The sequence below is a fragment of the Vagococcus sp. AM17-17 genome (assembly GCF_003471765.1).
Lineage (GTDB): Bacteria > Bacillota > Bacilli > Lactobacillales > Vagococcaceae > Vagococcus > Vagococcus teuberi.
In genome coordinates this window covers 573,398-599,430 of record NZ_QRJY01000001.1, presented here as the reverse complement: position 1 = coordinate 599,430, position 26,033 = coordinate 573,398, and the positions used below count along the sequence as shown (strand labels likewise).

General features: G+C 33.3%; 31 protein-coding genes and 1 pseudogene. 21 read left to right on the top strand and 11 right to left on the bottom strand.

Annotated features, from left to right (window positions below; genetic code table 11):
* Window positions 1–58 precede the first annotated feature (58 nt).
* Both DW196_RS02905 and DW196_RS02900 read left to right on the top strand, forming a co-directional pair.
* Entirely contained in the window at window positions 59–415 is a 357-nt protein-coding gene (locus DW196_RS02905; protein ID WP_118249968.1) for an arsenate reductase family protein, read from the top strand.
* 16 nt (window positions 416–431) lie between these two features.
* On the top strand, window positions 432–713 hold the full coding sequence (locus DW196_RS02900) for a glycine cleavage system protein H (RefSeq protein ID WP_071457244.1): 282 nt from the start codon (window positions 432–434) through the stop codon (window positions 711–713).
* A 28-nt stretch (window positions 714–741) separates the two neighbouring features.
* On the opposite strand, the gene DW196_RS11465 is transcribed toward DW196_RS02900, so the two are convergent.
* The 7 genes from DW196_RS11465 to DW196_RS02870 form a co-directional block, all read right to left on the bottom strand.
* Window positions 742–897, bottom strand: a complete 156-nt coding sequence (locus DW196_RS11465; RefSeq protein ID WP_169817675.1) for an SPJ_0845 family protein — start codon at window positions 895–897, stop codon at window positions 742–744.
* A 3-nt stretch (window positions 898–900) separates the two neighbouring features.
* On the bottom strand, window positions 901–2,037 hold the full coding sequence (locus tag DW196_RS02895) for an FAD-binding oxidoreductase (RefSeq protein ID WP_118249966.1): 1,137 nt from the start codon (window positions 2,035–2,037) through the stop codon (window positions 901–903).
* A 19-nt stretch (window positions 2,038–2,056) separates the two neighbouring features.
* Window positions 2,057–2,935, bottom strand: coding sequence for a cation diffusion facilitator family transporter (locus tag DW196_RS02890; RefSeq protein WP_118249964.1), 879 nt, complete (start codon window positions 2,933–2,935; stop codon window positions 2,057–2,059).
* A gap of 123 nt (window positions 2,936–3,058) precedes the next feature.
* Window positions 3,059–3,322: a hypothetical protein gene (locus tag DW196_RS02885; protein ID WP_071457242.1), complete on the bottom strand. Its 264-nt coding sequence runs from the start codon at window positions 3,320–3,322 to the stop codon at window positions 3,059–3,061.
* A 60-nt stretch (window positions 3,323–3,382) separates the two neighbouring features.
* Window positions 3,383–4,531 carry a pyridoxal phosphate-dependent aminotransferase gene (locus DW196_RS02880; RefSeq protein WP_118249962.1) on the bottom strand — a complete coding sequence of 383 codons (1,149 nt, stop codon included), beginning with the start codon at window positions 4,529–4,531 and terminating at the stop codon, window positions 3,383–3,385.
* A gap of 51 nt (window positions 4,532–4,582) precedes the next feature.
* The gene (locus tag DW196_RS02875) at window positions 4,583–5,305 is read right to left on the bottom strand and encodes an amino acid ABC transporter ATP-binding protein (RefSeq protein ID WP_071457240.1); all 723 of its coding nucleotides are present in this window, start codon (window positions 5,303–5,305) and stop codon (window positions 4,583–4,585) included.
* Window positions 5,298–6,755 carry an ABC transporter substrate-binding protein/permease gene (locus tag DW196_RS02870; protein ID WP_118249960.1) on the bottom strand — a complete coding sequence of 486 codons (1,458 nt, stop codon included), beginning with the start codon at window positions 6,753–6,755 and terminating at the stop codon, window positions 5,298–5,300. The genes DW196_RS02875 and DW196_RS02870 overlap by 8 nt, the downstream gene beginning before the upstream one ends.
* A 240-nt stretch (window positions 6,756–6,995) precedes the next feature.
* Here DW196_RS02870 and DW196_RS02865 point away from each other — a divergent pair, with 240 nt between their 5' ends.
* The 8 genes from DW196_RS02865 to DW196_RS11320 all read left to right on the top strand — a co-directional run bounded on the left by DW196_RS02865 (window position 6,996) and on the right by DW196_RS11320 (window position 12,010).
* Window positions 6,996–8,645 carry a peptide ABC transporter substrate-binding protein gene (locus DW196_RS02865; protein ID WP_118249958.1) on the top strand — a complete coding sequence of 550 codons (1,650 nt, stop codon included), beginning with the start codon at window positions 6,996–6,998 and terminating at the stop codon, window positions 8,643–8,645.
* Between the two features lie 151 nt (window positions 8,646–8,796).
* Window positions 8,797–8,928, top strand: a complete 132-nt coding sequence (locus tag DW196_RS02860) for an LPXTG cell wall anchor domain-containing protein (RefSeq protein WP_084657218.1) — start codon at window positions 8,797–8,799, stop codon at window positions 8,926–8,928.
* Window positions 8,929–8,982: 54 nt separating this feature from the next.
* On the top strand, window positions 8,983–10,203 hold the full coding sequence (pepT, locus tag DW196_RS02855; protein WP_118249956.1) for a peptidase T: 1,221 nt from the start codon (window positions 8,983–8,985) through the stop codon (window positions 10,201–10,203).
* Between the two features lie 179 nt (window positions 10,204–10,382).
* On the top strand, window positions 10,383–10,550 hold the full coding sequence (locus DW196_RS11690; protein WP_338115226.1) for a hypothetical protein: 168 nt from the start codon (window positions 10,383–10,385) through the stop codon (window positions 10,548–10,550).
* A 38-nt stretch (window positions 10,551–10,588) separates the two neighbouring features.
* Window positions 10,589–11,011 (top strand): NAD(P)-dependent oxidoreductase, encoded by a 423-nt coding sequence (locus DW196_RS02850; protein WP_118249954.1) that lies wholly within the window; start codon window positions 10,589–10,591, stop codon window positions 11,009–11,011.
* A gap of 292 nt (window positions 11,012–11,303) precedes the next feature.
* Complete coding sequence (locus DW196_RS02845; RefSeq protein WP_118249952.1) at window positions 11,304–11,504, top strand: helix-turn-helix transcriptional regulator; 201 nt, start codon at window positions 11,304–11,306, stop codon at window positions 11,502–11,504.
* Between the two features lie 4 nt (window positions 11,505–11,508).
* Window positions 11,509–11,754, top strand: a complete 246-nt coding sequence (locus DW196_RS02840; RefSeq protein WP_147408664.1) for a hypothetical protein — start codon at window positions 11,509–11,511, stop codon at window positions 11,752–11,754.
* Window positions 11,755–11,854: 100 nt separating this feature from the next.
* Window positions 11,855–12,010, top strand: a complete 156-nt coding sequence (locus DW196_RS11320; protein ID WP_158563502.1) for a hypothetical protein — start codon at window positions 11,855–11,857, stop codon at window positions 12,008–12,010.
* A gap of 42 nt (window positions 12,011–12,052) precedes the next feature.
* Here the strand turns inward: DW196_RS11320 and DW196_RS02835 are convergent, their stop codons facing one another.
* A complete protein-coding gene (locus tag DW196_RS02835; RefSeq protein ID WP_118250210.1) occupies window positions 12,053–13,087 on the bottom strand; it encodes a lactonase family protein in 1,035 nt (344 codons plus the stop codon).
* 185 nt (window positions 13,088–13,272) lie between these two features.
* Between DW196_RS02835 and DW196_RS02830 the strand changes: the two genes are divergently transcribed.
* A complete protein-coding gene (locus tag DW196_RS02830) occupies window positions 13,273–14,193 on the top strand; it encodes an RluA family pseudouridine synthase (protein ID WP_118249948.1) in 921 nt (306 codons plus the stop codon).
* 149 nt (window positions 14,194–14,342) lie between these two features.
* Here the strand turns inward: DW196_RS02830 and DW196_RS02825 are convergent, their stop codons facing one another.
* Together DW196_RS02825 and DW196_RS02820 are read right to left on the bottom strand one after the other, a co-directional pair.
* Complete coding sequence (locus tag DW196_RS02825; protein ID WP_118249946.1) at window positions 14,343–15,251, bottom strand: IS982 family transposase; 909 nt, start codon at window positions 15,249–15,251, stop codon at window positions 14,343–14,345.
* A gap of 259 nt (window positions 15,252–15,510) precedes the next feature.
* Window positions 15,511–15,942, bottom strand: a complete 432-nt coding sequence (locus DW196_RS02820; RefSeq protein WP_118249944.1) for a GNAT family N-acetyltransferase — start codon at window positions 15,940–15,942, stop codon at window positions 15,511–15,513.
* A 205-nt stretch (window positions 15,943–16,147) separates the two neighbouring features.
* On the opposite strand from DW196_RS02820, the gene DW196_RS02815 reads away from it, so the two are divergent.
* Complete coding sequence (locus tag DW196_RS02815; RefSeq protein WP_118249942.1) at window positions 16,148–16,645, top strand: GNAT family N-acetyltransferase; 498 nt, start codon at window positions 16,148–16,150, stop codon at window positions 16,643–16,645.
* Between the two features lie 36 nt (window positions 16,646–16,681).
* On the opposite strand, the pseudogene DW196_RS11535 reads toward DW196_RS02815, so the two are convergent.
* Window positions 16,682–17,363 (bottom strand): annotated as a pseudogene (locus DW196_RS11535) (hypothetical protein).
* 214 nt (window positions 17,364–17,577) lie between these two features.
* Here DW196_RS11535 and DW196_RS11315 point away from each other — a divergent pair.
* From DW196_RS11315 to DW196_RS02765, 9 genes are all read left to right on the top strand, one after another.
* Window positions 17,578–17,736: a hypothetical protein gene (locus DW196_RS11315; RefSeq protein ID WP_157093647.1), complete on the top strand. Its 159-nt coding sequence runs from the start codon at window positions 17,578–17,580 to the stop codon at window positions 17,734–17,736.
* Window positions 17,737–18,133: 397 nt separating this feature from the next.
* The gene (locus DW196_RS02800; protein ID WP_118249940.1) at window positions 18,134–19,093 is read left to right on the top strand and encodes an ABC transporter substrate-binding protein; all 960 of its coding nucleotides are present in this window, start codon (window positions 18,134–18,136) and stop codon (window positions 19,091–19,093) included.
* 26 nt (window positions 19,094–19,119) lie between these two features.
* Complete coding sequence (locus DW196_RS02795) at window positions 19,120–19,992, top strand: ABC transporter permease (RefSeq protein WP_118249938.1); 873 nt, start codon at window positions 19,120–19,122, stop codon at window positions 19,990–19,992.
* A gap of 21 nt (window positions 19,993–20,013) precedes the next feature.
* Window positions 20,014–20,817, top strand: a complete 804-nt coding sequence (locus tag DW196_RS02790; protein WP_118249936.1) for an ABC transporter ATP-binding protein — start codon at window positions 20,014–20,016, stop codon at window positions 20,815–20,817.
* Window positions 20,818–21,052: 235 nt separating this feature from the next.
* Window positions 21,053–21,862, top strand: coding sequence for a TrmB family transcriptional regulator (locus DW196_RS02785; RefSeq protein WP_118249934.1), 810 nt, complete (start codon window positions 21,053–21,055; stop codon window positions 21,860–21,862).
* A gap of 3 nt (window positions 21,863–21,865) precedes the next feature.
* On the top strand, window positions 21,866–22,744 hold the full coding sequence (locus DW196_RS02780; protein ID WP_079347709.1) for a sulfite exporter TauE/SafE family protein: 879 nt from the start codon (window positions 21,866–21,868) through the stop codon (window positions 22,742–22,744).
* A 15-nt stretch (window positions 22,745–22,759) separates the two neighbouring features.
* Window positions 22,760–23,743, top strand: a complete 984-nt coding sequence (locus DW196_RS02775) for an ornithine cyclodeaminase family protein (RefSeq protein ID WP_118249932.1) — start codon at window positions 22,760–22,762, stop codon at window positions 23,741–23,743.
* Window positions 23,744–23,868: 125 nt separating this feature from the next.
* Entirely contained in the window at window positions 23,869–24,447 is a 579-nt protein-coding gene (locus DW196_RS02770) for a TVP38/TMEM64 family protein (protein ID WP_118249930.1), read from the top strand.
* Window positions 24,448–24,539: 92 nt separating this feature from the next.
* Window positions 24,540–26,021, top strand: coding sequence for a DEAD/DEAH box helicase (locus DW196_RS02765; protein ID WP_118249928.1), 1,482 nt, complete (start codon window positions 24,540–24,542; stop codon window positions 26,019–26,021).
* Window positions 26,022–26,033: the final 12 nt, after the last annotated feature.

Below are 26,033 nucleotides of genomic sequence, written 5' to 3'. Positions count from 1 at the left end.
TTAATAATTGATATGCTATACTAGATACGTACAAAATAAGGGAAGTGAAGGTGAGAAAATGACTACATTTTATTGGTACCCAAAATGTTCTACATGTAAAAAAGCCATTGCTTGGTTAGACGAGCACCAGATTGATTATAAATTAATCGACATGATTGAAACACCACCTACAAAAGAACAGCTTGTTTCTTGGATGGAAACAAATGATTACCCAATTCGCCGTTTTTTTAATACGAGTGGAGTAAGATATAGAGAACAACACTTAAAAGATATGGTAAATGATTTTTCTAAAGAAGAGGCTGCAACACGTTTAACTGCTGATGGCATGTTGATTAAGCGTCCTATTTTAGAATTAGGCGATAAAGTGTTATTAGGATTTAAAGAATCAGAATATGAAGAGTTATTGTTAAAATAATAAAGGATGTGTTGGTATGTCAGAAGAAACATTATGGGTGAAAGAAGTATCAGAAGGTAAAAAAGTTGGCTTAACATCGACTGCCCAAGATGATTTAGGAAGTATCACATTTGCGATGTTACCAAAAGTTGGAAAAGAAGTAATAGCAGGTGAACCAGTTGTGGAACTTGAAGCTGAAAAAGCAGTTGTTGAGTATGACTCTCCTGTTTCTGGAGTGGTTGTGTCCATCAATGAAGCAGCAGAAAAAAATCCCAAGCTATTAGATGAAAAAGATGCTTGGTTATATATTGTAAAATAAAAAATCCGCAACGAGTGTTGTGGATTTTTTATTTTTTATCTTCTGTTTTTTGATTAACTGAAAAATTGACAGTTGTTGTTTCTTTCTTTACTTCAGGTGTATTTTTTTTATCTTCTTTTGGTTCAATGGCAAATTCTTCAAACATTTTTTCTAAAGAATCTTTTTTCTTAAATGTTAATCCCATCTGTTATTCTCCCTTCATCTTTGGTTGAATGTAATGATTAGGTTGATGTTTGTAAGACTCAAATAACGTCTTTTTATTGTATAACCAATCTACCATTGTTTTACCAATAATTGGCCCAGTTGTCAACCCAGATGAACCAAGCCCACTTGCTACTAGTAAATTACTTAGGTTTTCAACTTCACCAAAAAATGGTAGGAAATCAGAAGTATAAGCACGTGTTCCTACACGGTAACTATCAATGCCATAATCAGCTAGTTGACCAACTGTTTGAGTCGCTATTTCTTTTAATTGGTTGAGTAACTTATTTTCTGGTGTTAAGTCAAAGCCTTCATCATTTTCATGTGTGGCACCGACTAATATTTTTCCATCATAAAAAGGAATGATATCTGATTCCCCAACAGGCATGATAACTGGTAAATCAGTTGTTTCTATATCTGTTTGGATTTCGATTAATTGTCCTTTTTGAGGTCTAATATCAACTGATAGGTTTAATGATTCGAGTAAACGAGGTAACCATGCCCCAGCGGCAATAATCACATCATCCACCACAACAGAGTCTTCATCTGTTGTGATAACCCATTTATCATCAGAAATAGATAGATTAGTAACACGTGTTCGTTTTAACTGATTCTTTTCCTTTAATAAATGATGTATGTTTTTAACTAAATTTTCTCCGTCAATTTTTGCACCACCTGTAATAAAGAGAGCATCCTCATCAGATGTGACAAAAGGGAATTGCTCTTGAATATCTTTACCAGATAATCTTTCAATCTCGCCAATTTCAGGGGCTTCTTTGCGTCTATCATAAGCAATTTTTTCCAATTTATCCAATAATTTTGGTGTCTTTTTATAAAGTAAAGTACCTGTTTTTTTGTAGATTTTTTTTGTATCTAGATATTTAGCTAAATCACTCATATAGTCAGAGTAAAATTTAGCCCCTTCTCGAGCTAAAAAATACCATTCTTTGTTTCTTCTTTGAGATAGCCAAGGGGAAATAATACCTGCAGCCGCACTACTTGCTTGTCCTTTGCCATCATCAAACAATAGCAACTCAACTTCTGGATCGTTAGAAAGATAAAAGGCAGCAGTCGACCCAACGATTCCGCCACCTATAATTCCGATTTTGCGTTTTATTGACATAGTATCAAATCCTTATCACTTATTTACTTGGATAGAATGGTTCGACATGGACATCAATATCAAAAATCTCATATTTTTCTTTTAAGTCACTCTCTAGATTATCCACTAGATGGTGACTTTTTTCTACCGTTAAGTTTGGGTTCATTGATACAACAACATCTAAAAAGACATTAGCCCCTAAACTTCTTGCACGGATACTCACGACATCCATGATTCCATCCATTTTAAGGATATCATCTTTATATAAAGCTAACAAATCTTTATCAAAGCCATCAGATAAATAAAATGTACTTTCTTTAAAAATTTCAAAAGCTGTTTTCAAAATAATGCAACCAATAATAATTGCTGTTAGTGTATCAAGCCATCCTAGTTTAAATGATGCGGCAAAGACAGCAACAGATGTACCAATACTTGTAAGCATGTCACTCAAATTATCTTTGGCAACCGCATGAAGTGCTTGGCTATTATTTTTTTGAGCAATTTTTTTATTGATAAGATACACTCCATACATAATTACAGCTGAAAATAATCCAACGTAAGCAGCCAGTTGACTAGGTTGTTCCATTTGCTTGTCAATAACCGAGTGAACACCGTCCATCACAACTTGAACCCCAACAGCAAACATAATTAGTGACGTTAATAAAGACGCAACGTTTTCGGCTTTCCAGTGTCCATATCGGTGTTCGTTGTCAGCAGGCTTTCTTGATAACTTTAATCCAATTAATACTGCAATTGAAGCGATCATATCAGTAAAGTTATTTAACCCGTCAGCAGATAGAGCTTGTGATTGTCCATAATACCCTGCAGCCAGTTTAATAATAGCTAGGAAAATATAGGTAAATATCGAGATGATTGCTCCTTTTTCAGCTTGTTTGATTTCATTTATCCTTTTAGTCAATAAACTCACTCCTTAAATGATACGAAGGCAAGTATATCAGACAACCTATCATTTAGAAAAGATGGAAAAAAATATTAAGGCGCCCTAAAAAATAAAATAAAAAGCCCCAAAACTTATTGGGACTTAACCAGCGGGATTAATTAACACACCATTGATATTGTGAACAGTGGTTAAATTGATATGATCATCGTACCGTTCATCGGTGCCTTTTCTTGAGAAATTGAGATACAAATCATTACCACTATAAACAAGTTCAAAAAATTCCATGTCGTCATAAACAAAGCGTTCAGAGTTATTATAAATGATAATTATTTTACCTTCTGAGATATACATATGTGATGAAAGAATACTATTTTTCAAATCAATTAGTGAATGTTTTTTTACCATAATCATCTCTCCTTTAGCGTAGTGTATCATAAAAAGTTTGATTGATAAAATAATAGATAACTAAAATGTTAGTTTTTCAGTGCGATCAAAGGCTTCTTTTAAAACGGGGATATCTTGTGTTGCGGCCAGTCTGATAAAGTTTGTTCCACTTTCTCCAAATGCTTGACCTGGAATAACTAAAACTTGTTGTTCTGTTAGTAATTTTTTAGCAAAATCAACAGAATTTAATCCTGTTTGACTAATGTTGATAAAGGCATAAATACTTCCTTTAAGTGAATGCAAAGTCATAAAAGGAATGTCTTTCACACGTTTTTCGATGTATTCTAGTCTAGTTTTAAATAATTCTACGACATCTTTTGATACAGCTTGATAGTTATCAAGTGCATAAATACCAGCACGTTGAGAAGGGGTAGGGGCAGAGTAAGTCACATCTTCAGATAACAAATGACAGGCATCATTAATGTATTTGGGCGCAATCATATAGCCTATTCTCCAACCAGTCATAGCAAAAGTTTTTGAAAAACTACTAAATGTTATGGTATTCTCAGGAGCAAGAGATGCCATTGGTGTAAATTCTTCACCAAACGTGAATGCTTCATATACTTCATCTGATAAGATAAATAAATTATGTTTTGTTGCAAGTTCCGCTATTTTCGTTAGTGTTTCTTTTGAAAAGACAGCACCTGTTGGATTATTTGGCGAATTGATAATAATTGCTTTTGTTTTTGGTGTGATAGCGTCTTTTAAAATAGTTGGATCAATTTGGAACCCATCTTTTTCATAAGTGGGAATAATAACTGGTATACCACCAGCTTCAATGACTTGTGTTTTATAAGGAGAAAAATATGGTTCATGTATAATCACTTCATCACCTTCGTTTAGTAGAACTTGAAGAGTTAAATACATTCCTTGTAAGGCACCTACAGTAGCGCGTACTTGATTTTTTTCAAATGTTAAACCATATTGTGTTTGGTAAAAATTTACCACACTTGTTAGAAAATCATCGCTACCATCAGAGGCAGTATAGTGCGTGTGTCCATTTGCCACATCTTTAAATGCGGCATCGATTATTTCTTTAGGTGTTGTAATATCTGGGTCTCCTATAGAAAGATTAAGTAAGTTTGGTGTTTTACTCGCTAAGTCTGTAAACTCCATTAATAAGCTTTCATTAGGTAGTTGATAATAAGTATTTAGCATGTTTTTATTCATTGATATCCCCCTTAATAATAAAAAGTCAAAGGCTTAACCTTTGACTTCATTTTATAGTACTTTTTCTAAAAAGTCTTGTGTTCTGTCATTTTTTGGGTGTAAAAAGATGTCTTCAGGTGTGCCTTCTTCTTGAATCACACCTTTATCCATAAAAATCACTCGATCTGCTACTTCTCGGGCAAATCCCATCTCGTGAGTCACGACGACCATCGTCATCCCTTCTTTAGCTAAGGCATTCATAACCGCTAAAACTTCACCAACCATCTCAGGATCTAGCGCACTTGTTGGTTCATCAAACAACATGACATCTGGATGCATCGCTAGGGCACGCGCAATCGCGACACGTTGTTGTTGACCACCAGATAAACTTTTTGGGTATTGATTGGCTTTATCTTTTAGTCCAACACGTTCAAGTAAAGCAAGTCCTTCTTTTTCTGCTGTTTCTTGTGACTCGTTTTTAACTTTTACTGGGCTAATAGTCAAATTTTCTAATACTGTTTTATGTGGGAAGAGGTTAAAGTTTTGGAACACCATACCCATTTTTTGACGTAGTTGATTGATGTCTATTTTTGGATCAAGTAGGTTGGTTCCCTCAAATTCAATCACACCACTTGTCGGTGTTTCGAGTAAGTTTAAACAACGTAGAAATGTACTTTTTCCGCTACCAGAAGGACCAATCACCACAACCACTTCGCCGGCTTTTATATCTAAATTAATTCCTTTTAAGACATCATTATCACCAAAGGATTTTTTTAAATCATGTATTTTAATCATTGGCACCAATTCTCCTTTCAGCTACACCTAATGCACGAGATAAGGTAAAGGTTAATACAAAATAAATCAATGATGCAATTAAAATCGGTAAGAATGGTTTGAAACTTGCACCACGTACCACACCTGCTTGGAACATCAATTCAGATACCCCAATCACTGATACGACAGAGGATTCTTTAATAACTGTCACAAACTCGTTACCTAAAGCAGGTAAAATATTTTTAATCGCTTGAGGCATGATAATGTATCTCATCGCCTTTTTCTGACTCATTCCTAGAGATCGTGCCGCCTCAGCTTGTCCTTTATCAACGGCGTTTAACCCAGCACGAATGATTTCAGCCACGTAAGCGCCACTATTTAGAGATAGTGCCACGCAACTTGAAGCGAGTGCACTTAAATTAATTCCTAACACATTTAATCCAAAGAAAACTAAGAAAATTTGAACCAGTAAGGGAGTTCCGCGAACGTATTCGATGTAGATGACTGAAATCCATTTAAATAATTTATTTTTAGAGCGTTTCATTAATGCAAGTAGCGTTCCTAATACACTACCACATAACACGCCAACAAATGCTAAGAAAATTGTATAACCTGTCCCTTTAATGTAGTAGGGAGCATATTTTTTCATAAAAGACTCATCTTGGAACATATAAGGAATGACTTTTTGTTTATAGTCTTTCATTAAATCTTTATCATTAATTTCTTTGATAGACGTATTCACTAGATTAAGAAAATCAGGAGAATTCTTTTGTAGTGCAACGGCTGTTCCTTTGTCAGCATTATCTAGTTTAATGTCAGCAAACATTAAAGAGTCATCTTGTGTTAAGTAAGCTTCAGCAACAGGTTCTTCGATTACAGCCGCATCAATTTTCTTTTGTTGAAGTTGTAGAATAATATCAGGCACTTGTTGTAAAGAAACGGTATTAGCTTTTAAGTCATTGTTGGCTAATTCCTCCTGCATGGATTGAACTTGAGCCCCAACTTTGATTCCATTAAAGTCATCAACGGTTTTAAATTTATCTTGATCTTCTTTTCTAATGACAACTTTTTGTTGAACAGTCATGTATGGATCAGAAAAATCAACTTCCTTCAAACGTTCAGGAGAAGGAGACATACCAGAGATAATTAAATCAATTTTGCCAGTTTTAAGAGCCCCAATTAAAGCGTCAAATCCATATTCCTCTACTTTTAATTTAACCCCCATATCATCAGCAATTTTTTGAGCAATTAAAATATCTGTTCCGACAACTTTATCTTTACCATCAACTGTAGCATGAAATTCATACGGAGCGTAATCAGCAGATAGGCCAACTGTTAGCACCCCTTTATCCTTTATCCCTTTTAAAATGGCATCTTCTTCGGCTAATGAATGAAGAGGAAATAGAAAAGCTGTAAAACTTATAAAGAAAACAAATAATAGCGATAGTTTTTTATTTATGAATTGTTTCATTAAAATACTCCTTTCTTTTTGATCTTGGGTCTAATTATATACGTCTTATAATTAATATGCAAGTTTTTTTGAATAAATGTATAAAAATGATGCTTATTCAGTATTTTCGTTTTTTTTATACAATACTTTTAAACCATTATGAATTTAAAATAATAAGATTAGAAAAAAATGATAAAATAATTGATTTTTTCTAATAAAACAGATAAAATAAATTTCATTAGTTATAAGAGGAGGAGTAGAATGAGTAAAAGAATAAAAGTAGGATTAGCACTAGTTAGTGCAGTTTGGTTATTAGCATCTTGCGGAGGAAATAATACGAAAAAACAAGAATCATCTAACGGAAAGATTGAGCAGGTTGCTAGATTAGCTATTCCACAAGAGGTAGCTTCAATTGATCCGGGTAATGCTACGGATTTAGTTAGTTTTGGTGTGATAAATCAAATTAATGAAGGTATTTATAGATTGGATGAAACAAACAAACCTACCGCTGCTGGAGCAAAAGAATTAGCAACCGTCAGTGAAGATGGATTAGAATACACAATTAAACTAAGAGAAGATGCAAAGTGGAGTAATGGGGATCCTGTTGTAGCAGATGATTATGTTTATGCATGGCAGCGAGTGGTAGATCCTAGTATCGGTGCAGAGTATGCTTACCTTTTTGAAAATGTAAAAAATGGCTCAGAAATTATAGAAGGTAAAAAACAACCAACAGAATTGGGTATAGAAGCAGTGAATGATTATGAATTAAACATTACATTAGCTAATGCGACACCTTATTTTGATTATTTATTAGCTTTTCCAACATTTTATCCATTAAATAAAAAAGCAGTGGAAGAATATGGGAAAGACTACGGTAATTCAAGTGATAAAACAATTTATAATGGACCATTTGTCTTAACTAACTTTGATGGACCAGGTTCAGATGTGGAGTGGTCTTATGAAAAAAATCCTAATTATTGGGATAAAGACAATGTGAAAATGGAAAAAATCGATGCTCAAGTTGTAAAAGAAGCCTCAACAGCACTCAATTTATATGAAGATAATCAACTAGATGATGTTACTATTAGTGGTGAATTAGCTCAACAATATCGTGAAGATACTGATTTTGTTGGGGTGCCAGATGGAAGAACGATTTACTTAGAAATGAATCAAGAAAGAAAAGATAAACACTTTGAAAATGTTAATTTACGTAAAGCTTTATCATATGCAGTAGACGGAGAAGCTATTGTTAATAATGTTTTAGGGGATGGTTCTCAGTCTGTTAAAGGTATTGTTCCTAAAGGATTGGCATCAAATCCGGAAACAGGGAAAGATTTTGTTGAAGAGTCAGGGGAATACAAGGAATTTAATGAAAAAAAAGCGAAAGAGTATTTTGAAAAAGCTAAAAAAGAGTTGAATATTGACACACTTAGCTTTGAAATCTTGACAGATGATAACGATTCAACCAAAAAAATTGCCGAATATATTCAAGGGGCATATAAAGATGTCTTAGGGATTGAAACTGAAGTGGCTGTTGTGACAAAACCTATTCGTCTTGATCGTACGACAGCGGGTGAATTTGATATGGTAGTAACTGGATGGGGAGCTGATTATAATGATGTTAGTTCATTCTTAGACTTATTTATTACAGGGAATAGTTACAATAAAGGGAAATATTCAAATTCTAAATATGACAAACTGATTGAAGAAGCTAGAACAACGAATGCTACAAATTTAGAAGCAAGATGGCAAAATTATTTAGATGCTGAAAAAGTATTACTAGGTGAGGATTATGCTATTATTCCACTGTATCAAGTAGTAGAAGGACATCTTATCAATTCTAAAATCAAAGGATATGTTCGTCATACTGCAGGAGCACCTTATGATTATAAATATATGTCAGTTGAATAGGTAAACAATTTAACATCGAAGAATTATTCTTCGGTGTTTTCTATTTTGTTATCGTATAAAATATTATTGAAGAATATGTTAAATAAGAATAATATTTGCTATAATTCAATAGAAAGAAAAATGTAGATTATATAAAAGGAGACGTGTTTGTATGTTACCTCAAACAGGAGAAGTTATTATGAATTGGTTACCATATATTGGCATTGCACTTATTGTCGTTGTAGCCTTTTTATTTTTTAAGAAGAAAAAATCTAATGATGATGAAGAACAAGATGAACAATAAAACAAGAAGCACCTTCTTAGGTGTTTTTTTGCTATAAAGAATAGGAGAGATAACATGTCAAAACTACTAGAACGCTTTATTGCGTATGCAAAACTAAATACTCGCTCAGATGCCACAAGTCAAACAATCCCCACAACTCAAACGCAAGTTGAATTTGCTATGATATTAAAAGAAGAGATAGAAAAAATGGGATTGGAAAATTGTCATTATAATGAAAAGAATGGGTTTTTAACAGCTAAGTTATCAGAAAATAGTACTAATAAAACAAAAGCAGTAGGATTTATTGCACATTTAGATACAGCAGACTACAATGCTGAAAACGTCAACCCACAAATTTTTGAACACTATGATGGAAAAGATGTTGTACTAAATTCGGAAAAAAACATCGTGATGAAAATCAGAGAATTTCCTAACTTAACAGATTATATTGGCGAAACGTTGATTACAACAGATGGCACAACATTACTTGGAGCAGATGATAAGGCTGGTATTGTCGAGATATTAGAGATGTTAGATTATTTCATTGATCATCCTGAGATTGAACATGGAGATATTTATGTAGCATTTGGCCCTGATGAAGAAATAGGGACTGGAGCAGATCACTTTGATCCATCCTTTTTCCCCGTAGATTATGCTTATACAATAGATAGTGGCCGTATTGGTCATTTTGAGTATGAAACATTTAATGCAGCTCAGGCGACTATCACAATAGATGGGACAAGTGTCCATCCAGGGACGGCTTATGGCATGATGGTTAACGCCTTAAAAGTAGCGATGGCGTTTGACGCTCATTTACCACAACTAGATGTACCGGAAAAAACACGAGGTTACGAAGGATTTTACTTGTTGCACGATTTAGAAGGAAGCATCGACTTTGCAACAATGACTTATATTATACGCGACCATGATGCAACGCGTTTTAATGAGCGAAAAAATTATATGACAAGATTAGTAGATGAAATGAATAAAACGCTTGATAGACCAAGATTATCTGTAAATATGATTGATCAGTATTTTAATATGAAAGATATCATTGAACAGGATATGACAAGTGTTGATGTGGCAATTGAAGCAATGAAAAATCTGGCTATCACTCCAATTATTACTCCATTTAGAGGTGGAACAGATGGATCTAAGATATCGTTTATGGGAATACCAACCCCTAATATTTTTACAGGTGGGGAAAACTTTCATGGTCAGTACGAATTTATTACGTTAGAGTCAATGCAGACAGTTGCTAAAACGTTGATTGAAATTATCAAATTGAGTAAATAAAAATAGGGAGAATAGACATGGCGGAGAAGTTATTAGATTGTGTAGATTTAACTATTGAGCAAGAAAATGATTTAAAAAATACATTTCCTAATATAGAAATCATTAAACTTAATGAACTAACCCAATAAAACACTGAAGACATAACAATTATGTATGGTTGATCGAAATATTTACCAGACATTGACCAGTTTCGTTCGTTGAAATGGGTGCAAACTTTGTCAGCGGGTGTTAATTACTTACCTTTGGATAAATTAGAGCGTAATAGCATTACTGTTACCACAACTAGTGGCATACATGGTCATCAAATGACTGAAAGTGTGTTGGGAATGTTATTTAGTTATACATGAAATATACGTCAATCTATTTTAAATCAAGAAAAACGTGAATGGGGTATAACAGAAAAAGGAACAGACTTAGTTGGAAAAAAGTCATGATATTTGGTACAGGGAATATCGCAAGACAATTAGCTAAAACGTTACAAGTCTTTGATTGCGATGTATTTGGCATAAATCGAAGTGGTAGAGTAGTAGAGGGATTTACTCAAACATATTCATTTGAAGAAGGTAAGGAGATTCTTCGTATAGTAGACATTATGATAAATCTAATGCCAGGAACGCCAGAGACTTATCATTTTTTTAATGATGGTTCATTTTCGAATATGACAAACGGGGTTATCTTTATAAATATAGGACGAGGTAGCTCTGTAGACACTAGAGCCTTGATTAAGCATATCAAATCTGAAAAAATTGGGTTTGCCGCTCTGGATGTTTTTGAAGAAGAACCACTCTCTAAGGACAGTGAATTGTGATGTTTAGAGAATGTATTAATCACCCCGCATATTTCAGGTGCTACTGATAAATATAATGAAAGAGCGTTTAACGTTTTGATGGACAATTTATCTCATTTTACTCATCAAGAACCATTAAAAAATAGGGTTGATTTAGAGTTAGGTTACTAAATAAATATAGTAGAAGCCACTTATGAAAATAAGTGGTTTTTTGTAATAAATTGGTATGAATGTCATATATAATTGACAAATAGAGAAGGAAACGTTGTAGTAAATTTAGTCATACATATATGTCTTTTTAAGAGAGGGAATCATGAACCGAATAAAAGAATATCGTAAACAAAAAAGTTGGTCGCAAGCTGAACTAGCAAAACGAGTCGGTGTTGCAAGACAAACAATTAATTTAATTGAAAATACCACCTACAATCCATCGCTAGATTTATGTATAAAGATAGCAAGAGAACTTGAAACAGATCTAAATACATTGTTTTGGAATATGGAAAATGATGAGTAAAAAAATGAAACAAACAGAACAAAAATTATTAAAACATTTTGTAGGACTTATTGACGACAGAGATGAATACCAACAAAAAATGATCTATAAAGTATTAGCGGATGCTAATATGATTACGTTTATATTGTTAACTATGTCCATGATGATTAGTTTTATCTGGGATGCTTGGCATCATATTATTTCATTAGGAACTATTTTTTTATTTCTCATTCAGCAATTTAATTCATATTATATTCTATTAAAAATATGATGTTGTTAAAACAGAAGTTTTTGATGATGAAACATATCAAAAAGAATTAAAAAAGATTAAACGAGTAGCAATAATAGCGGATATTAATTGGGGGATTTTTATGTTTGGGTGGATGGAATTTCTATTTCCGCTTATTTTACATGAGCCAATCGAGTTGAAATGGTTTAATATTGGTGTATGGGTAGTAACGAGTACGATGTTTGGTGGTTCGATGTATGTAGTAGGTAAGGGGAAATTAAAACTAGTTAAAGAATAAAGAAAACGTGAGAACATTTGAAAAATGGGCTCACGTTTTTTATTAATAGTTTTTAACACAAACGACTTCTGGAGCAAAAACATCTTTTTGTAAGAGAGTTAATAATCCAGTGTCGTTGTTTCTTTCAAAAAGTGTTAGATTATCAGAGTTTTGATTAGAAACTACGATGAAATCATCAGTTTTTGATAGATTAAAATCACGAGGAAAATCACCTTCAACCGAAATCCATTGTAAGGTATTTAGAGTCTTACCATCTTCAGATATACCATAAACAACTAATGAATTATGCCCTCTATTTGACGCATATAAAAACTTACCGTCTTTAGAAATACGAATAGCAGCTCCACCATTAAAGCCAGTATGTGTCTCTGGTAAAGTTGAAATAGTTTGTAATTCTTTAAAACTACCAGTGCTAGCATCATAATCTAATACTAGAACATCGCTTGATAACTCACCGAAAAGGTAAGCAATAGGTTTAGTTGGATGAAAGACAAGGTGACGAGGTCCAGTTCCAGGAGATACGATAAACTTTGCTACTTCAGTTAATTTACCCTCATTGTCTACATCATAAGTATAAACCGTATCATTTCCTAAGTCGCAAACCACTAAGCGGTTATCAGGTGTCAAGTCAGCGTAATGAACGTGAGGCCCATCTTGATTTTCATGAGGTCCATGTCCATTATCTTGGATTTTGTCAGCCAATGTTAAAGAGCCATCTTCTGAAATTTTATAAGAGTACAAAATTCCTTGGTGATAATTAGCACCATAAACAACTTGACGTTTATTATCAACAGCGACATAACAAGGTGGAGCTCCCTCAAGCATGACACGGTTTAACAAAGTGAAAGTACCATTATCATTTTTTTTATAGCTAGCAACGCCACCCAAATCACCTTCTTTTGCTACAGCATAAAGAATATCATTATCTGACACATCCAGATAAGTTGGGTTGTCTTCACTGATTAAGTGAGTTAATTGAACAAGTTCTTTCTTTTTTGTATCCAAAGTGATGTCATAGATTCCTTCACTTATTCTTCTAGTATATGATCCTAATAAAAATTTTTCCACACTACACATTCCTTTCAAGTTGATAAATATATTATAACATAGAATGTTTTATTCTTAACTTTGAAACAGATGTTAGTGGTTTATGTACTAAAGACACAAGTTTAAGACATATTTTTAACTTGTTTCTTTGTTGCATTATATAGTAAGATGTTCAATGAAGACTATGATGGAACAAGGAAAGAGTAAGGTAGATAATGAAAAAAAATAAATCAAAAAAACCAACAAAATCAAATGGATTTCAACAGACCAAATTTACTGTTACTGAGGACGCTGAGTTGTTACCATTTTTATTAATTAATATTAATAAAAGTCGTAACTCAGTAAAATCAATCTTAACAAGAGGGCAAGTAGCAGTGAATGGCAAACCAACAACAAAACACAATGATAAACTAGTCAGTGGAGATGTTGTGAGTATTCAAAGCAATGAGTCATTGATGAAAGAAAAAGCGTTGGTTGGTTTGAGTGTTGTATATGAAGATGATGATATTATTGTCATTGATAAAGAAGCGGGATTGTTATCAGTTGCGACAGATAAAGGAAACGAACCGACTGCTCACAATCAATTAATGGGATATGTGAAACGTGACCATCCGAAAAATCGTATTTATATCGTTCATAGATTGGACAAAGATACATCGGGTGTGATGCTATTTGCTAAGAAAGAGTCAGTGAAGCATAAGTTACAAGAAACGTGGAAAGATTCAGTACAAGAGCGTCTCTATACAGCTTTGGTAGAAGGGAAAGTAACAAAAGATAAAGGTACCATTACATCATGGTTGACTGAAAGTAAAACCTTTAAAGTCTATTCAAATCCACATGACAATGGTGGTAAAAAAGCAGTGAGTCATTATAAAGTAACACGTAAAAATAATGACTACAGCCTATTAGAGGTTTCTCTTGATACTGGTAGAAAAAACCAAATCAGAGTTCATATGGAAAGTATCGGACATCCAATTGTTGGGGATAAAAAATATGGTGCAACGAGTAATCCGCTAAAACGATTAGGGTTACATGCTACGACACTAGTGTTTACACATCCAACAACTGGTAAAAAAATGGTGTTCAAATCAAAAGTTCCTCGCTCATTTATAAAGAAAACACAAGCCTCGAAATAGAAAAGTAGGAGTTAGAAAATTAATTTTTCTAGCTCTTTTTTAGATTAACTAAAAGACCTTTTGTCTATAGTTGGTAAGTCATTTTTCTTAACTTCTTCCCAACTCGAAACTCTTTTTATATCATTGACTACCCGTGGTGCTAGTTAATTTTAATATCCTAAAGAATATCTCAAAGTTCCTTCGAAACGTCGTTGTGCTCGGCTTAATAGAACACTGTAATCCAGTAATATGCTTTCAAATCTACTCTCTAGCCCTTTAACAGAACGTGAGTTGAAATTTTGACAACCTAATTTTTCTAAGGAAGAAAAAACAGTCTCAACTGTTTTTCTTTGTTTTCCAAGTAAGCTGTGGTCTAGTTTTTCTGATTTATTCATGTTTTTACGTGGCGGAACGGATATAGTAATGCCCTTAAGGGCAAGCTTTTCATGGATTTTATGGCTAATATATCCTTTGTCCCCTAGGATATTGGGAAGATTCGCTTCTTCCGATAAAGTCTCTAACACTTTCACGTCATGGACACCTGGATTCGTGATTGAGTAAGTAATCGGAAAGCCAGTATTAGTAACGATCATATGAATTTTAAGACCATAAAAATAAGATTTTTTTGTTGAGTTATAGCCAACTTTGGCTATTTGATTCAATAGTTTTGCTTGTCTATTTCTAACTGGTTTACATAATGGACCAGGAAAACTATCTATAATTCCGACTAGTTCACCTTTTGTGAGCTTCTTGATGAAAAAGTATCGAATAATCTTGATAGTGTAAGCTAAGTTTGAACTTAAGCGAGTGAATCGACTCCTACTAGGAAAGTCACCATTAGGAAATAAGACGGAACAAACCGCTCTATACATGGCTCTTTGGCTAGTGTAGCCATTAATTATGCCCCATATAACACAAGCAATAATCACTGTATCGCGTTGCTTCAGTTGATCAGTATTTCTTCGGTTTTTAATCTTATCTGGTACACAATTGTGGTATATGTTAGAAACAGTTCTCACAATTTCCTTGAATGTTATAAAAGTATCTGTATAATGTTCAGTATATTTTGATGAACGCATATGTAGTCCTCATTTATTGGGAGTTTTGAGACTACTATATGCGTTTTTTTGTTGATTTACCAACATGTTTAGACATTTTCCTCTAGGAAAAAATTAACTAGCACCACGGGTTTGCCACTTATTATTTTGATAAGTCTAACTATTGATTTTGGCATCAAAAGTGTCTTAGCGATACTGGTACTAATTATTCTGTCACTTACATTAGCATTATTTATTGCAAAATAAAAAGCAAAGCTTTTATAAAAAAAGTCTTTACCTTTTATTTTTCCCAAATCATATGATACTCTTTTGAATCAGTCTCAGTATCCATACCTACACTGTCTATGATAAAATCTTTATTCTCATAAAAATTAACGGCATTAATATTATCTACATAGACTGAAAGTGTTAATTTGTCGTTTATTTGTTTTAGGTAATTAATTAATCGGCTACCAACACCTTGGTTTCTGTAGTTTATGCCAACAAATAATCCAGCTATGTAACCATCTAATTCGCCTAAAAAACCGATAATTGTTTCATTATTCCTATACACAAAAATATTTGCTTCAGGCAACATTTTTTTAATGTTCACAAATTGATTTTTCCAATACTGAGCGGGAATAAATGAATGTGCTTGTAAATTGCCATTCAACCAAATCTGTGCCAATTGTTCTAAATCCCTGTCTGAAAAACTGTTTAATTTTGTAATCATTGTAGCCCCCTTTTTCCTAAAACAAGTTTAATAAAAAATAGGAGAGGATTCAATTATCTAAAACTAGGAAATAATATTAATTAATCATATACTTTCATTTTACGGACTGAATAAAAATAGTCCATTTTTTTAGTATAAGAGCAATTCCTTATGAGTTCTGAAAGATACTAGATTTATAGTATACTATGTCAAAAGGAGAAGTTAGATGAACAATCAAATCACACTAGCGTATTTAGATTATGATGATCTAGATGCTTTACAAGTTGTAAGTGTTGTCAGTTTTTATGAATCGTTTATCGATGGTGCAGATCCACTTGATATGCAAGTATATTTACAGACACAATTGACAACTGAAATATTGGCAGTAGAATTGGAACAGCCAACCAGTAAATTTATTGGTATTAAGGATCATCAAATACTCATTGGTTATATGAAAGTCAATGATGAAAAAGATGCTATAGAGATTCAACGGATCTATCTGCTCAAAGATTATCAAAACAAAGGGTTAGGGCAACGGTTACTCGATGAAGCGAATCGTTATGCTAAAACGAAACAAAAACGTTATTTACGTTTGACTGTTTATGAAAAAAATCATGCAGGTATTCGTTTTTATGAACGTCATGGATTTAAAAAAATCGGGATCAAACATTTTCCTTTAGGAAAACAAGATCGTATTTGTCCGATTTTAGAAAAGGAAATCTAAAAAAACGTCCTCACTTTTGATGCTGAGGATATTTTTTTAGACTGGTAATGGAACCATAATTCGCTTTCCTTTTTGATAAATCGATGATTCCGTCACACCTTTTGCTTTTAACAGAGCAAAAATATCATCGAAATGGAAACGAAATGTTCAAGGTAATGCCCATCTGATCCAACACTAAACAAGGTACCGCCACTTGAAAGATATAAATCAATGACATATTCATATAACACTAAATTGTCATAAAAGTAAGCGCTCTTAGTATGTAATTCGAATGTCAATTTATTTTTGATTACTTGATCTAGAATCGGTAAAAACTACGCTTCATATTGTTTAAATTCAGCAACGGATAGACCAAATACCCGAAAACCATAGTCAAAATGAGCAAAGACATCTGCTTCTATAACAACTAGTGCTTCTGAAAGTTATGCAAAATACTGAGGAATCACAATAGCAGGATTCATATCTTTGACTTCGTCATCTAAATATCAAATTGACCATTATGATGCACACTGAGTAATTTTAAATCGTAATCTTTATTGGCTAAATAGTCGATGATCCGATCCTTTTCAGAAGAGATGTAACCGATTTCTATGCCTTTTAAAACACGATTGCCAAAACGCTTATTTAAGCTATCGATTGTTTGACTGTACATTTCATAATCGGGGATATCATCGACTTTAGTAACAGGATTGGCTAAGTCAAAATGTTCAGTTGTCACGACGTAACCATCGTAGTTTGTTAAATAGTCCTCATTTCTTGGGAGTTTTGAGACTACTATATGCGTTTTTTTGTTGATTTACCAACATGTTTAGACATTTTCCTATAGGAAAAAATTAACTAGCACCACGGGTCATTGAATTTTATTTTTAAGTAGGCATCTTGTTTTAGAGATTTGTTCATATGGTCATACGACTTTGGCATTAGAGTCAGGAATGAGTCAAATTGAGGTTAACGAGTTGTTAGGTGGAGGTATGTCAGAAGTTCCGAATGAGGAGCATATGGGTGATAGTATCATTATTAGGCATGATTCCAGTGGCATTAATCCAAGCGGTATTTGGTATCTTATTAGATTAACCCAAATCTTGTTTTAATTAAATTAAAAAAAAATGAGAAATAATATTGACATCACATGATATATTAAGATATACTACGTTTAACAAATTTAGATTGTGAGGAACTTGCTATGAATACAACAAAGCAACAAAAACCAACACAACTGAATAATTTTTACTTTAGCTACTTTAGATAGTGTTTGTAGACATGTCAGTCATGGATGCAAACCGGAAAGTTTGTATCTATGGGGCTAAGGAATTTTAACGAGCAACGTTCGCCACATAGATTGTTAAGATAATCTAAGTGGCTTTTATATTTTAAAAGATAGTCGTTTTATATCTTTTTAAAGCATTGGCTTAGATTATTGTATCTAGTCAATGCTTTTTTAATTGAGTTTCTTATGTGGTTGAACTAAGAAAATGGAGGAAGAAAAAAATGAAGAAAAAAATGTTAAGTAGTTTAGTCGGATTAGCAGCAGTCGGATTATTAGTTGGATGTGGAAATAACAGTGCGGAAACAGATTCAAGTGTACAAAAGGTCGGGATTCTGCAATACATGGAGCATAAATCTTTAGACAAAGCCAGAGAAGGATTTATTGCTGAATTGAAGGATGAAGGTTATGAAGATGGAAAAAACATAAAAATTGATTCTCTAAACTCACAAGGAGATCAGGCAAATCTAAAAAGTATGAGTGAAAAATTAGTAAAAGAAAAAAGTGATGTGATTTTAACTATCGCAACACCAGCAGCTATTTCAGTAGCGACAGAAACAACAGACATACCTATAATATTCACTGCGGTGACAGATGCTGTGTCGGCAGGTCTAGTTGATAGCAATGAAAAACCAGGTAAAAATATTACAGGAACGAGTGACATGGTACCAATTGACAAACAAACAAATCTATTGTTATCAATTGTTCCGGATGCAAAAACGATTGGAATTATTTATAACTCAAGTGAGGAAAACTCAGTTATTCAAGCGAAATTAGCAAAAGAAGCCATTGAGAAAAAAGGTGTCAAAGTCAAAGAATCAACAGTGACTTCAACAAATGATGTGCAACAGGTTATGACAGCTCTAGCAGGAGAAGTAGATGGTGTATATATTCCAACTGATAATACTTTAGCTAATACCATGGAGACAGTTGGTGAGATTGCACGAAATAAAAAATTACCGATAGTTACTGGTTCAGCAGAAGATGTAAAAGTTGGGGCTTTGGCAACTTACGGATTAGACTATGAAAAATTAGGTCGACAAACTGGAAAATTAGCTGTGAAGATTTTAAAAGGTGAAGCAAAACCAGCTGATTTAGCAGTAGATACGCCAACTGATTTGGACTTAGTAGTCAATGAAGATATGGCAAAAGCATTAGGGATTGACCCTTCAACGATAAAATAAGACAAAGATAAGCGGAGTGAATTGTAATGGATATCATAATTTCAAGTGTTTCTCAAGGATTTTTGTGGTCGATTATGGCTATTGGTGTGTACTTAACATACCGAATTTTAGATGTGGCAGACTTAACAGCAGAGGCTAGTTTTCCATTAGGCGCAGCAATTAGTGCTAGCCAAATTGTGTCAGGAACTTCCCCATTAATTGCGACAATAATGGGATTAGGTGGTGGATTATTAGCAGGACTTGTTTCAGGCTTACTTCACACTAAATTAAAAATCCCAGCATTACTTGCAGGGATATTAACCATGACAGGATTGTATTCAGTCAATCTAAGAATCATGGGGCAGGCCAATGTTTCATTATTAGGTAAAAAGACTGTCATGCGTTTGTTTAATGATTTAGGAATGACTAATCAAATCGCCACTTTAATCGTTGGTGTGATTGCTTCATTAATTGTCATTTTATTCTTGTTTTTATTCTTTAGAACAGCCATTGGTTTAGCGATTCATGCTACAGGTGATAATAATGCGATGAGTGAGGCTAATGGGATTAACACAGACAATATGAAGATCATTGGCTATATGATATCAAATGGTTTAATTGCCTTATCAGGAGCTTTAATGGCACAAAGTAATGGGTATGCTGATATTAGTATGGGAATTGGCACAATCGTTATTGGATTAGCGTCAGTCATTATCAGTGAGGTTTTATTTAAAGATGTTAGTTTTGTTAAACGATTATTCCTAATTATACTAGGATCAATTATTTATCGATTCATTATTTCATTAGTACTATATCTAGGTGTTGCGCCAACAGACTTAAAATTATTCTCAGCAATTGTTTTAACGATTTGTTTATCGTCACCTTTAATCAAAAACAAATTGAATCGAAAGAAAAAATAACGAGAATAAGGAGGAATCATCATGTCAGCAACATTAACATTAACGGATATACATAAAAGTTTTGAAGTGGGAACGGTGAATGAACATCATGTGTTACGTGGAGTAAACTTAACGTTAAACGAGGGCGATTTTGTCACAGTCATCGGTGGTAACGGTGCTGGAAAGTCAACATTATTAAATTGTATCGCAGGAAATATTCCAGTTGATTCAGGGAAAATACTCTTAGAAGACATGGATATCACCAATCAAAAAACTGAAAAACGTGCTGCTCATATCGGGCGAGTGTTCCAAGATCCACGTATGGGGACAGCGACAAGATTAAGTATTGAAGAAAACTTATCGATTGCTTATTCACGTGGAAAAAAACGTGGCTTGTCTTTAGGTGTAACAGATAGTCAACGAGAAGAGTTTAAAAAACAGTTAGTTCGTTTAGATTTAGGATTAGAAGAACGACTAAAAAAAGAAGTTGGGCTACTATCTGGCGGACAACGTCAAGCACTGACACTACTTATGGCAACATTAGTAAAACCTAAACTATTATTACTAGATGAGCATACTGCTGCTCTTGATCCAAAAGCGAGTCAATCCGTCTTATCTTTAACAAATAAAATGGTTCACGAAGATCAACTAACGACACTCATGATTACGCATAATATGGAAGATGCTATAAAGTATGGGAATCGTTTAGTGATGTTACATGAAGGGAAAATAGTAGTTGATATTAATCAGGAACAAAAAGAAGGACTTAAAGTACAAGATCTAATGGATTTATTCCAAAAAAATAGTGGACAAGCATTAACAGATGATGCACTGATTTTATCATAATGTAAAATAGGAAAAACTCAAATCATTTTGGTTTGAGTTTTTTTATTTGTGAAAAATTATTTTTTGTTATTTGTGATAAAAGTTCTATAGTCATAGAAAAACTTGTAAAAACCATTTGTGAATTTGTTTTTAAAGTGTTTATTAAATGTTGAATAACTCACAATCGTATTGTGTAAACGTTATTTTATGATATAGTAGTTACTAAGGTAGCTACTAAAAAAGAGGTTGGAAAAATATGGAAACAATAATACAAATAATGAAAAAATATCATTTTTCTGAGATGGAGACATTAGTGTATACCACCTTGTTAGAACAAGATAAACTAACAGGTTATGAAATTAGCAAACAGTCTGGTGTACCAAGGTCAAAAGTGTATAACATTTTAGAAAAGTTATTGAAAAAAAATTTAATTATTGTCAATAAATCAGAACCAAAGTTATATCGAGCAATTTCTTCAGATGAATTTATCGAACGCCTTGAAAAAGATGTCAAAAAAGATTTGGCAGTACTGGACAAGCAATTAGGTGGGATAAAAGAAGCTGAGGAAGAAGATTTATTGTGGAAAATCGAAGGGTATTCACATGTAATTGAAAAAGTTGAGCATTTAATCAAGCTTTCAAAAAGTAGTTTGTTACTTCAAATATGGAAACAAGATGTCAGTAAAGAGCTATTATTATTATTGCAAGATGCGGAAAAAAGGTTAGATGAGTGTGTCGTAATTTTATTTGATGCTGAACATCATTATGACTTACCGCTAAATCATTATTATAAACATGGATTTGAAGAAGATAAATTGGCTGATTTTGGTTCCAGGTGGATAAATGTTGTGCGTGATGAAGAAGAAGTCGTTTTTGGGACTCTGTCAGAAGACGCAAATCAAACCGATGTCACTTGGACAAAAAACAATGCCATGGTGAGTTTGTCGAAAGAATATATCAAACATGATGCTTATACATTAAAAATTATTGAAGAGATGCCTCAAGAATTACGCAGTAAATATGGTCACGAATTTGAAAAAGTGCGGTCAATATTTAAGGGGGAATAAGTCATGGTCAGAACGGTATTATTAACACTTATTATTTTAGTCAATGGATTCTTTGCTTTTACATTTGTGAAAGATTTAATGAGTCATAAAGAAGAATTTAAAGAAGAAAAAGCAAATGTAAAATGGTTGCCATTTACTTCATTTATTATGTTTTTCTTATCAACATTTGGGATTTCAGATTTTGCAATAGGAACAGTTCTTTATCCTAAACTAGGATGGGTTAACATGAAAAAATTACCAGGGACACTAAATACGCAATGTGTGATTCCTGTTGCAGCTATGGCTCTATCATATATTTCAGGAGTAAATGTGGGAATTAAAACACTAGCGATTTGTATTATAGCGCAAGTAATCGGTGCTTATATTGGGCCAAAATTTGTAGTGAAATTACCAGAAGATACCATAAAAAAATTCGTTGGTGTAGGATTAATCATTGCAGCATTCTTAATTTTTGCCGGACAAGTTAATTGGATTCAATCAAATGGAACAGCAACAGAATTATATGGTGGAAAACTTATTTTAGCAGCATTTTTATTATTTGTGTATGGTGCATTAAACAATATTGGGATTGGGTCATATGCTTTAACAATGGTGACAGTTTATTTATTAGGAATGGATCCAATCGCAGCATTTCCAATCATGATGGGAGCTTGTACATTCTCAGTGCCAATCGGAAGTGTTCAATTTATTAAATTTGGTGAATACAGCCGAAAAATCACATTATTTACTTCTGTTTTTGGGGTACTTGGTGTATTAGTTGCAGTGTTTTTAGTCAAATCACTAAATACTTACATGTTAAAATGGGTTGTAATTTTTGTACTACTTTATAGCTCATATTCAATGTTAGCAGCACAAATTAAAAAAGGATCACAACCAGTTTAGGAAGGGGAAATAAATATGTTATTTTTGAAAAAAGAAGATATTGAAAAATGTTTTGATATGAGAGCGGCAATGGATGCGTCTTTAGAAGCGTTGAAAATTTATTCAGAAGGTCGCGCTACTATTCCATTAAGAACGAATATTCCAGTACCAAAATCGGAAGGTCAAAGTCTTTATATGCCAGGATATGTTGAATGTGATAATGGCAAAGACGCTTTGGGAGTCAAAATTGTATCTGTTTACCCAAAAAATATTGAGAAAAATATTCCAAGTGTTCCAGCCACAATGGTAGTGTTGGATGCAGAAACAGGTATTGTGAATGCCATGATTGATGGCACCTACTTAACCCAATTAAGAACAGGCGCTGTCCAAGGAGCCGCCACAGAACTTTTAGCAAGAAAAGACGCTAAAATTGGCGCATTGATTGGAACGGGTGGTCAAGCAGAAGGTCAACTATGGGCTATGCTAACTGCTAGAGATTTAACAGAAGTTCGCATCTTTGATATTGATTTTGAGAGAGCTTCAGCGTTTGCTAAAGAGATGTCAGATAAATATGATGTCAATATGATTCCTACAAAAACAGCGCAAGACTGTGTTGAAGGAGCAGATATCATTACAAGTGTGACAACATCTAAACAACCAACATTTTCTAGTGAATGGGTGAAAAAAGGAGCTCATATAAATGGTGTAGGGGCTTATACACATGATATGTGTGAAATTCCAAGAGAAATCATTAAAGAAGCAGATGTGGTTATTTTTGACACGATGGATGGGGTCTTACAAGAAGCCGGAGATTTCATGCAACCATTAGAAGATGGTTATGTATCAAAAGAAAAATATAAAGGTGAGCTTGGTGAACTTGGTTTAGGTAAATTAACTGGTAGAAAACATGATGAAGATATTACGATTTTCAAAACAGTTGGCTCAGCAGTGTTAGATGTTTATGTCGCTCAAAAAATGGTGGAACAAGCCAAAGAAAAAAATATTGGTTTAACTGTTTAATAATAAAAAATCAATCGCTTATGTGGTTGATTTTTTTATTGGACAAAAATAGTTATAAAACTATCATATTTACTTATTAATTTAATGATTCAATTAGTATGGCTAGCTAGAAGAAAGGAGACAATATGAAAAAATTAATCAAGGTCTTTTTTGTTATTGGAATTATCTTGTTGCTCCTTGTTATATGGTATGCATACAACCATCAATTGTGCCAAAATCCACCACAATTAAAACAGTTTATTCATCGCTTTGGGTGGTATGCACCGGTAGTTTTTACCATGATTCAAATCATACAGCCTATTTTACCTATTATCCCTGGGGGAATGAGTGATGTGGTTGGAGTTGTCGTTTTTGGCAAAATAATTGGAGTGTTGTACGCGTCTGTTGGCCTGATAATAGGGGAAGTCATACTATTTATACTAGTTCGTCATTATGGTCGTTCATTTGTTTTATCGATTTTGTCGGAAAAAAATTTACCTCGTTTAGATAAATTGATTCAACTAGGGAATAAACATACCATCTGGATGTTAATTATTGTCTTTTTGATGCCTTTTGGTCCCGATGATTTAGCTTGTTTAGCAGCAGGATTTACGAATATATCATTTAAAGATTATCTAAGAACCATTATTTTGTTTAAACCATTGTCTGTTGCGATTCATTGTTATTTATTATTAGATGTTTTTAAAATGGTGAAAATTAATTAATTAATTATGCTAGTAATTTAAGTAAAACATGTTACACTAATTAAGCTAAAATAAACAAATAGGCAAAAGCTTATTTGATGAAGGATGTTTACATGACAAAAAATAAATTTAATCTTTTCGGAATCGATGAGTCAATTATTAATGCACTTGACGTTTTAGGCTATACCTCACCAACTGAGGTGCAAAAAGAAGTGGTTCCTTTGTTACTTGAAAAAAAAGATATCGTGGTTCAATCTCAGACTGGTAGTGGAAAAACAGCGGCATTTGGTATTCCTGTATGTGATACTGTGGAATGGGAAGAACGCTACCCACAAGTATTGATACTGACACCAACTAGAGAACTTGCGACACAAATCCAAGATGAATTATTCAATATTGGTCGATATAAACGTTTAAAAGTAGTGAGTTTATTTGGTAAAAGTTCTTATCAAATGCAAGTCAAACAACTTAAGCAACGAACTCATATTGTTGTAGCAACGCCTGGTAGGTTGTATGATCATATCATGCAAAAAACGATCAACCTAAGTAAAATCAATCAAGTGATAATTGACGAGGCAGATGAGATGTTTGCGATGGGATTTATCGAGCAACTTGATCAGATTATGCCGAGATTACCAAAGAAAAGAACGACCGCACTGTTTTCAGCAACCATGCCTGATGCGGTGAAACGATTATCTAAAAAGTACCTACATAATCCAGTGTATGTTGAAATTAAAAAAACTGATGACCAGAAGAAACGTATTTCACAATACTATCAATGGACAGCTGATGATGAAAAAATCGCACAGTTTAAAGATACATTGATTGTTGAAAATCCTGAGACAAGTATTATTTTTTGTAATACAAAGATTATGGTTGAAGAGTTAACGAAGCAACTAAAAAATCTAGGTGTTAATTGTGAAATGTTACATGGTGGGATGGAACAACGAGATAGAACACGAGTGATTAAAGATTACAAACGTGGATACATTCATTGTTTAGTTGCAACAGATGTCGCAGCTAGAGGGATTGACGTATCAGACATTAAGCTAGTTGTGAATTATGATATTCCTGATAAAGTTGAAACCTATACGCACCGAATCGGTCGTACAGCTCGTTTTGAAAAAAGTGGGAAAGCTATATCATTTGTCAATTCGAAAGATAAATCTTCTTTTAAAGCTATTATGGCAAAAGAAGGCGATAGTCTTGAAGAAATGCGTCGTCCAAATCAAGAGTTAGTAAAAGAGATGAAACGTCCATTTTTAGATAGACAATTAGAATCTCCAAAATTACGCAAAGAAAAAGGACTATCATTTAAAGAAGACATCATGAAAATCCATATTAATGCTGGAAAAAAACAAAAAATGCGCGCTGGTGATATTGTAGGAGCTTTGTGCCAAATTGATGGTATGACTGCTGATGATATTGGCGTGATTGATCTATTAGATATTTCAACTTTTGTTGACATATTAAATGGTAAAGGTGATCTAGTTTTAAAAACGTTACAAACAAAACCTATTAAAGGTCGTTTACGAAAAGTTAATCAATCAAATATCACAAAATATGAGCAAGATTTACAAAAATATCAACGTTAAAAGAGTCTTTTT

Coding starts and splice junctions, on each gene's coding strand:
- DW196_RS02905 (WP_118249968.1), top strand. CDS start 59: ATGACTACATTTTATTGGTACCCAAAATGTTCTACATGTAAAAAAGCC.
- DW196_RS02900 (WP_071457244.1), top strand. CDS start 432: ATGTCAGAAGAAACATTATGGGTGAAAGAAGTATCAGAAGGTAAAAAA.
- DW196_RS11465 (WP_169817675.1), bottom strand. CDS start 897: ATGGGATTAACATTTAAGAAAAAAGATTCTTTAGAAAAAATGTTTGAA.
- DW196_RS02895 (WP_118249966.1), bottom strand. CDS start 2,037: ATGTCAATAAAACGCAAAATCGGAATTATAGGTGGCGGAATCGTTGGG.
- DW196_RS02885 (WP_071457242.1), bottom strand. CDS start 3,322: ATGGTAAAAAAACATTCACTAATTGATTTGAAAAATAGTATTCTTTCA.
- DW196_RS02880 (WP_118249962.1), bottom strand. CDS start 4,531: ATGAATAAAAACATGCTAAATACTTATTATCAACTACCTAATGAAAGC.
- DW196_RS02875 (WP_071457240.1), bottom strand. CDS start 5,305: ATGATTAAAATACATGATTTAAAAAAATCCTTTGGTGATAATGATGTC.
- DW196_RS02870 (WP_118249960.1), bottom strand. CDS start 6,755: ATGAAACAATTCATAAATAAAAAACTATCGCTATTATTTGTTTTCTTT.
- DW196_RS02865 (WP_118249958.1), top strand. CDS start 6,996: ATGAGTAAAAGAATAAAAGTAGGATTAGCACTAGTTAGTGCAGTTTGG.
- DW196_RS02860 (WP_084657218.1), top strand. CDS start 8,797: ATGTTACCTCAAACAGGAGAAGTTATTATGAATTGGTTACCATATATT.
- pepT (WP_118249956.1), top strand. CDS start 8,983: ATGTCAAAACTACTAGAACGCTTTATTGCGTATGCAAAACTAAATACT.
- DW196_RS02850 (WP_118249954.1), top strand. CDS start 10,589: ATGGGGTATAACAGAAAAAGGAACAGACTTAGTTGGAAAAAAGTCATG.
- DW196_RS02845 (WP_118249952.1), top strand. CDS start 11,304: ATGAACCGAATAAAAGAATATCGTAAACAAAAAAGTTGGTCGCAAGCT.
- DW196_RS02840 (WP_147408664.1), top strand. CDS start 11,509: ATGAAACAAACAGAACAAAAATTATTAAAACATTTTGTAGGACTTATT.
- DW196_RS11320 (WP_158563502.1), top strand. CDS start 11,855: ATGTTTGGGTGGATGGAATTTCTATTTCCGCTTATTTTACATGAGCCA.
- DW196_RS02835 (WP_118250210.1), bottom strand. CDS start 13,087: ATGTGTAGTGTGGAAAAATTTTTATTAGGATCATATACTAGAAGAATA.
- DW196_RS02830 (WP_118249948.1), top strand. CDS start 13,273: ATGAAAAAAAATAAATCAAAAAAACCAACAAAATCAAATGGATTTCAA.
- DW196_RS02825 (WP_118249946.1), bottom strand. CDS start 15,251: ATGCGTTCATCAAAATATACTGAACATTATACAGATACTTTTATAACA.
- DW196_RS02820 (WP_118249944.1), bottom strand. CDS start 15,942: ATGATTACAAAATTAAACAGTTTTTCAGACAGGGATTTAGAACAATTG.
- DW196_RS02815 (WP_118249942.1), top strand. CDS start 16,148: ATGAACAATCAAATCACACTAGCGTATTTAGATTATGATGATCTAGAT.
- DW196_RS11315 (WP_157093647.1), top strand. CDS start 17,578: ATGAGTCAAATTGAGGTTAACGAGTTGTTAGGTGGAGGTATGTCAGAA.
- DW196_RS02800 (WP_118249940.1), top strand. CDS start 18,134: ATGAAGAAAAAAATGTTAAGTAGTTTAGTCGGATTAGCAGCAGTCGGA.
- DW196_RS02795 (WP_118249938.1), top strand. CDS start 19,120: ATGGATATCATAATTTCAAGTGTTTCTCAAGGATTTTTGTGGTCGATT.
- DW196_RS02790 (WP_118249936.1), top strand. CDS start 20,014: ATGTCAGCAACATTAACATTAACGGATATACATAAAAGTTTTGAAGTG.
- DW196_RS02785 (WP_118249934.1), top strand. CDS start 21,053: ATGGAAACAATAATACAAATAATGAAAAAATATCATTTTTCTGAGATG.
- DW196_RS02780 (WP_079347709.1), top strand. CDS start 21,866: ATGGTCAGAACGGTATTATTAACACTTATTATTTTAGTCAATGGATTC.
- DW196_RS02775 (WP_118249932.1), top strand. CDS start 22,760: ATGTTATTTTTGAAAAAAGAAGATATTGAAAAATGTTTTGATATGAGA.
- DW196_RS02770 (WP_118249930.1), top strand. CDS start 23,869: ATGAAAAAATTAATCAAGGTCTTTTTTGTTATTGGAATTATCTTGTTG.
- DW196_RS02765 (WP_118249928.1), top strand. CDS start 24,540: ATGACAAAAAATAAATTTAATCTTTTCGGAATCGATGAGTCAATTATT.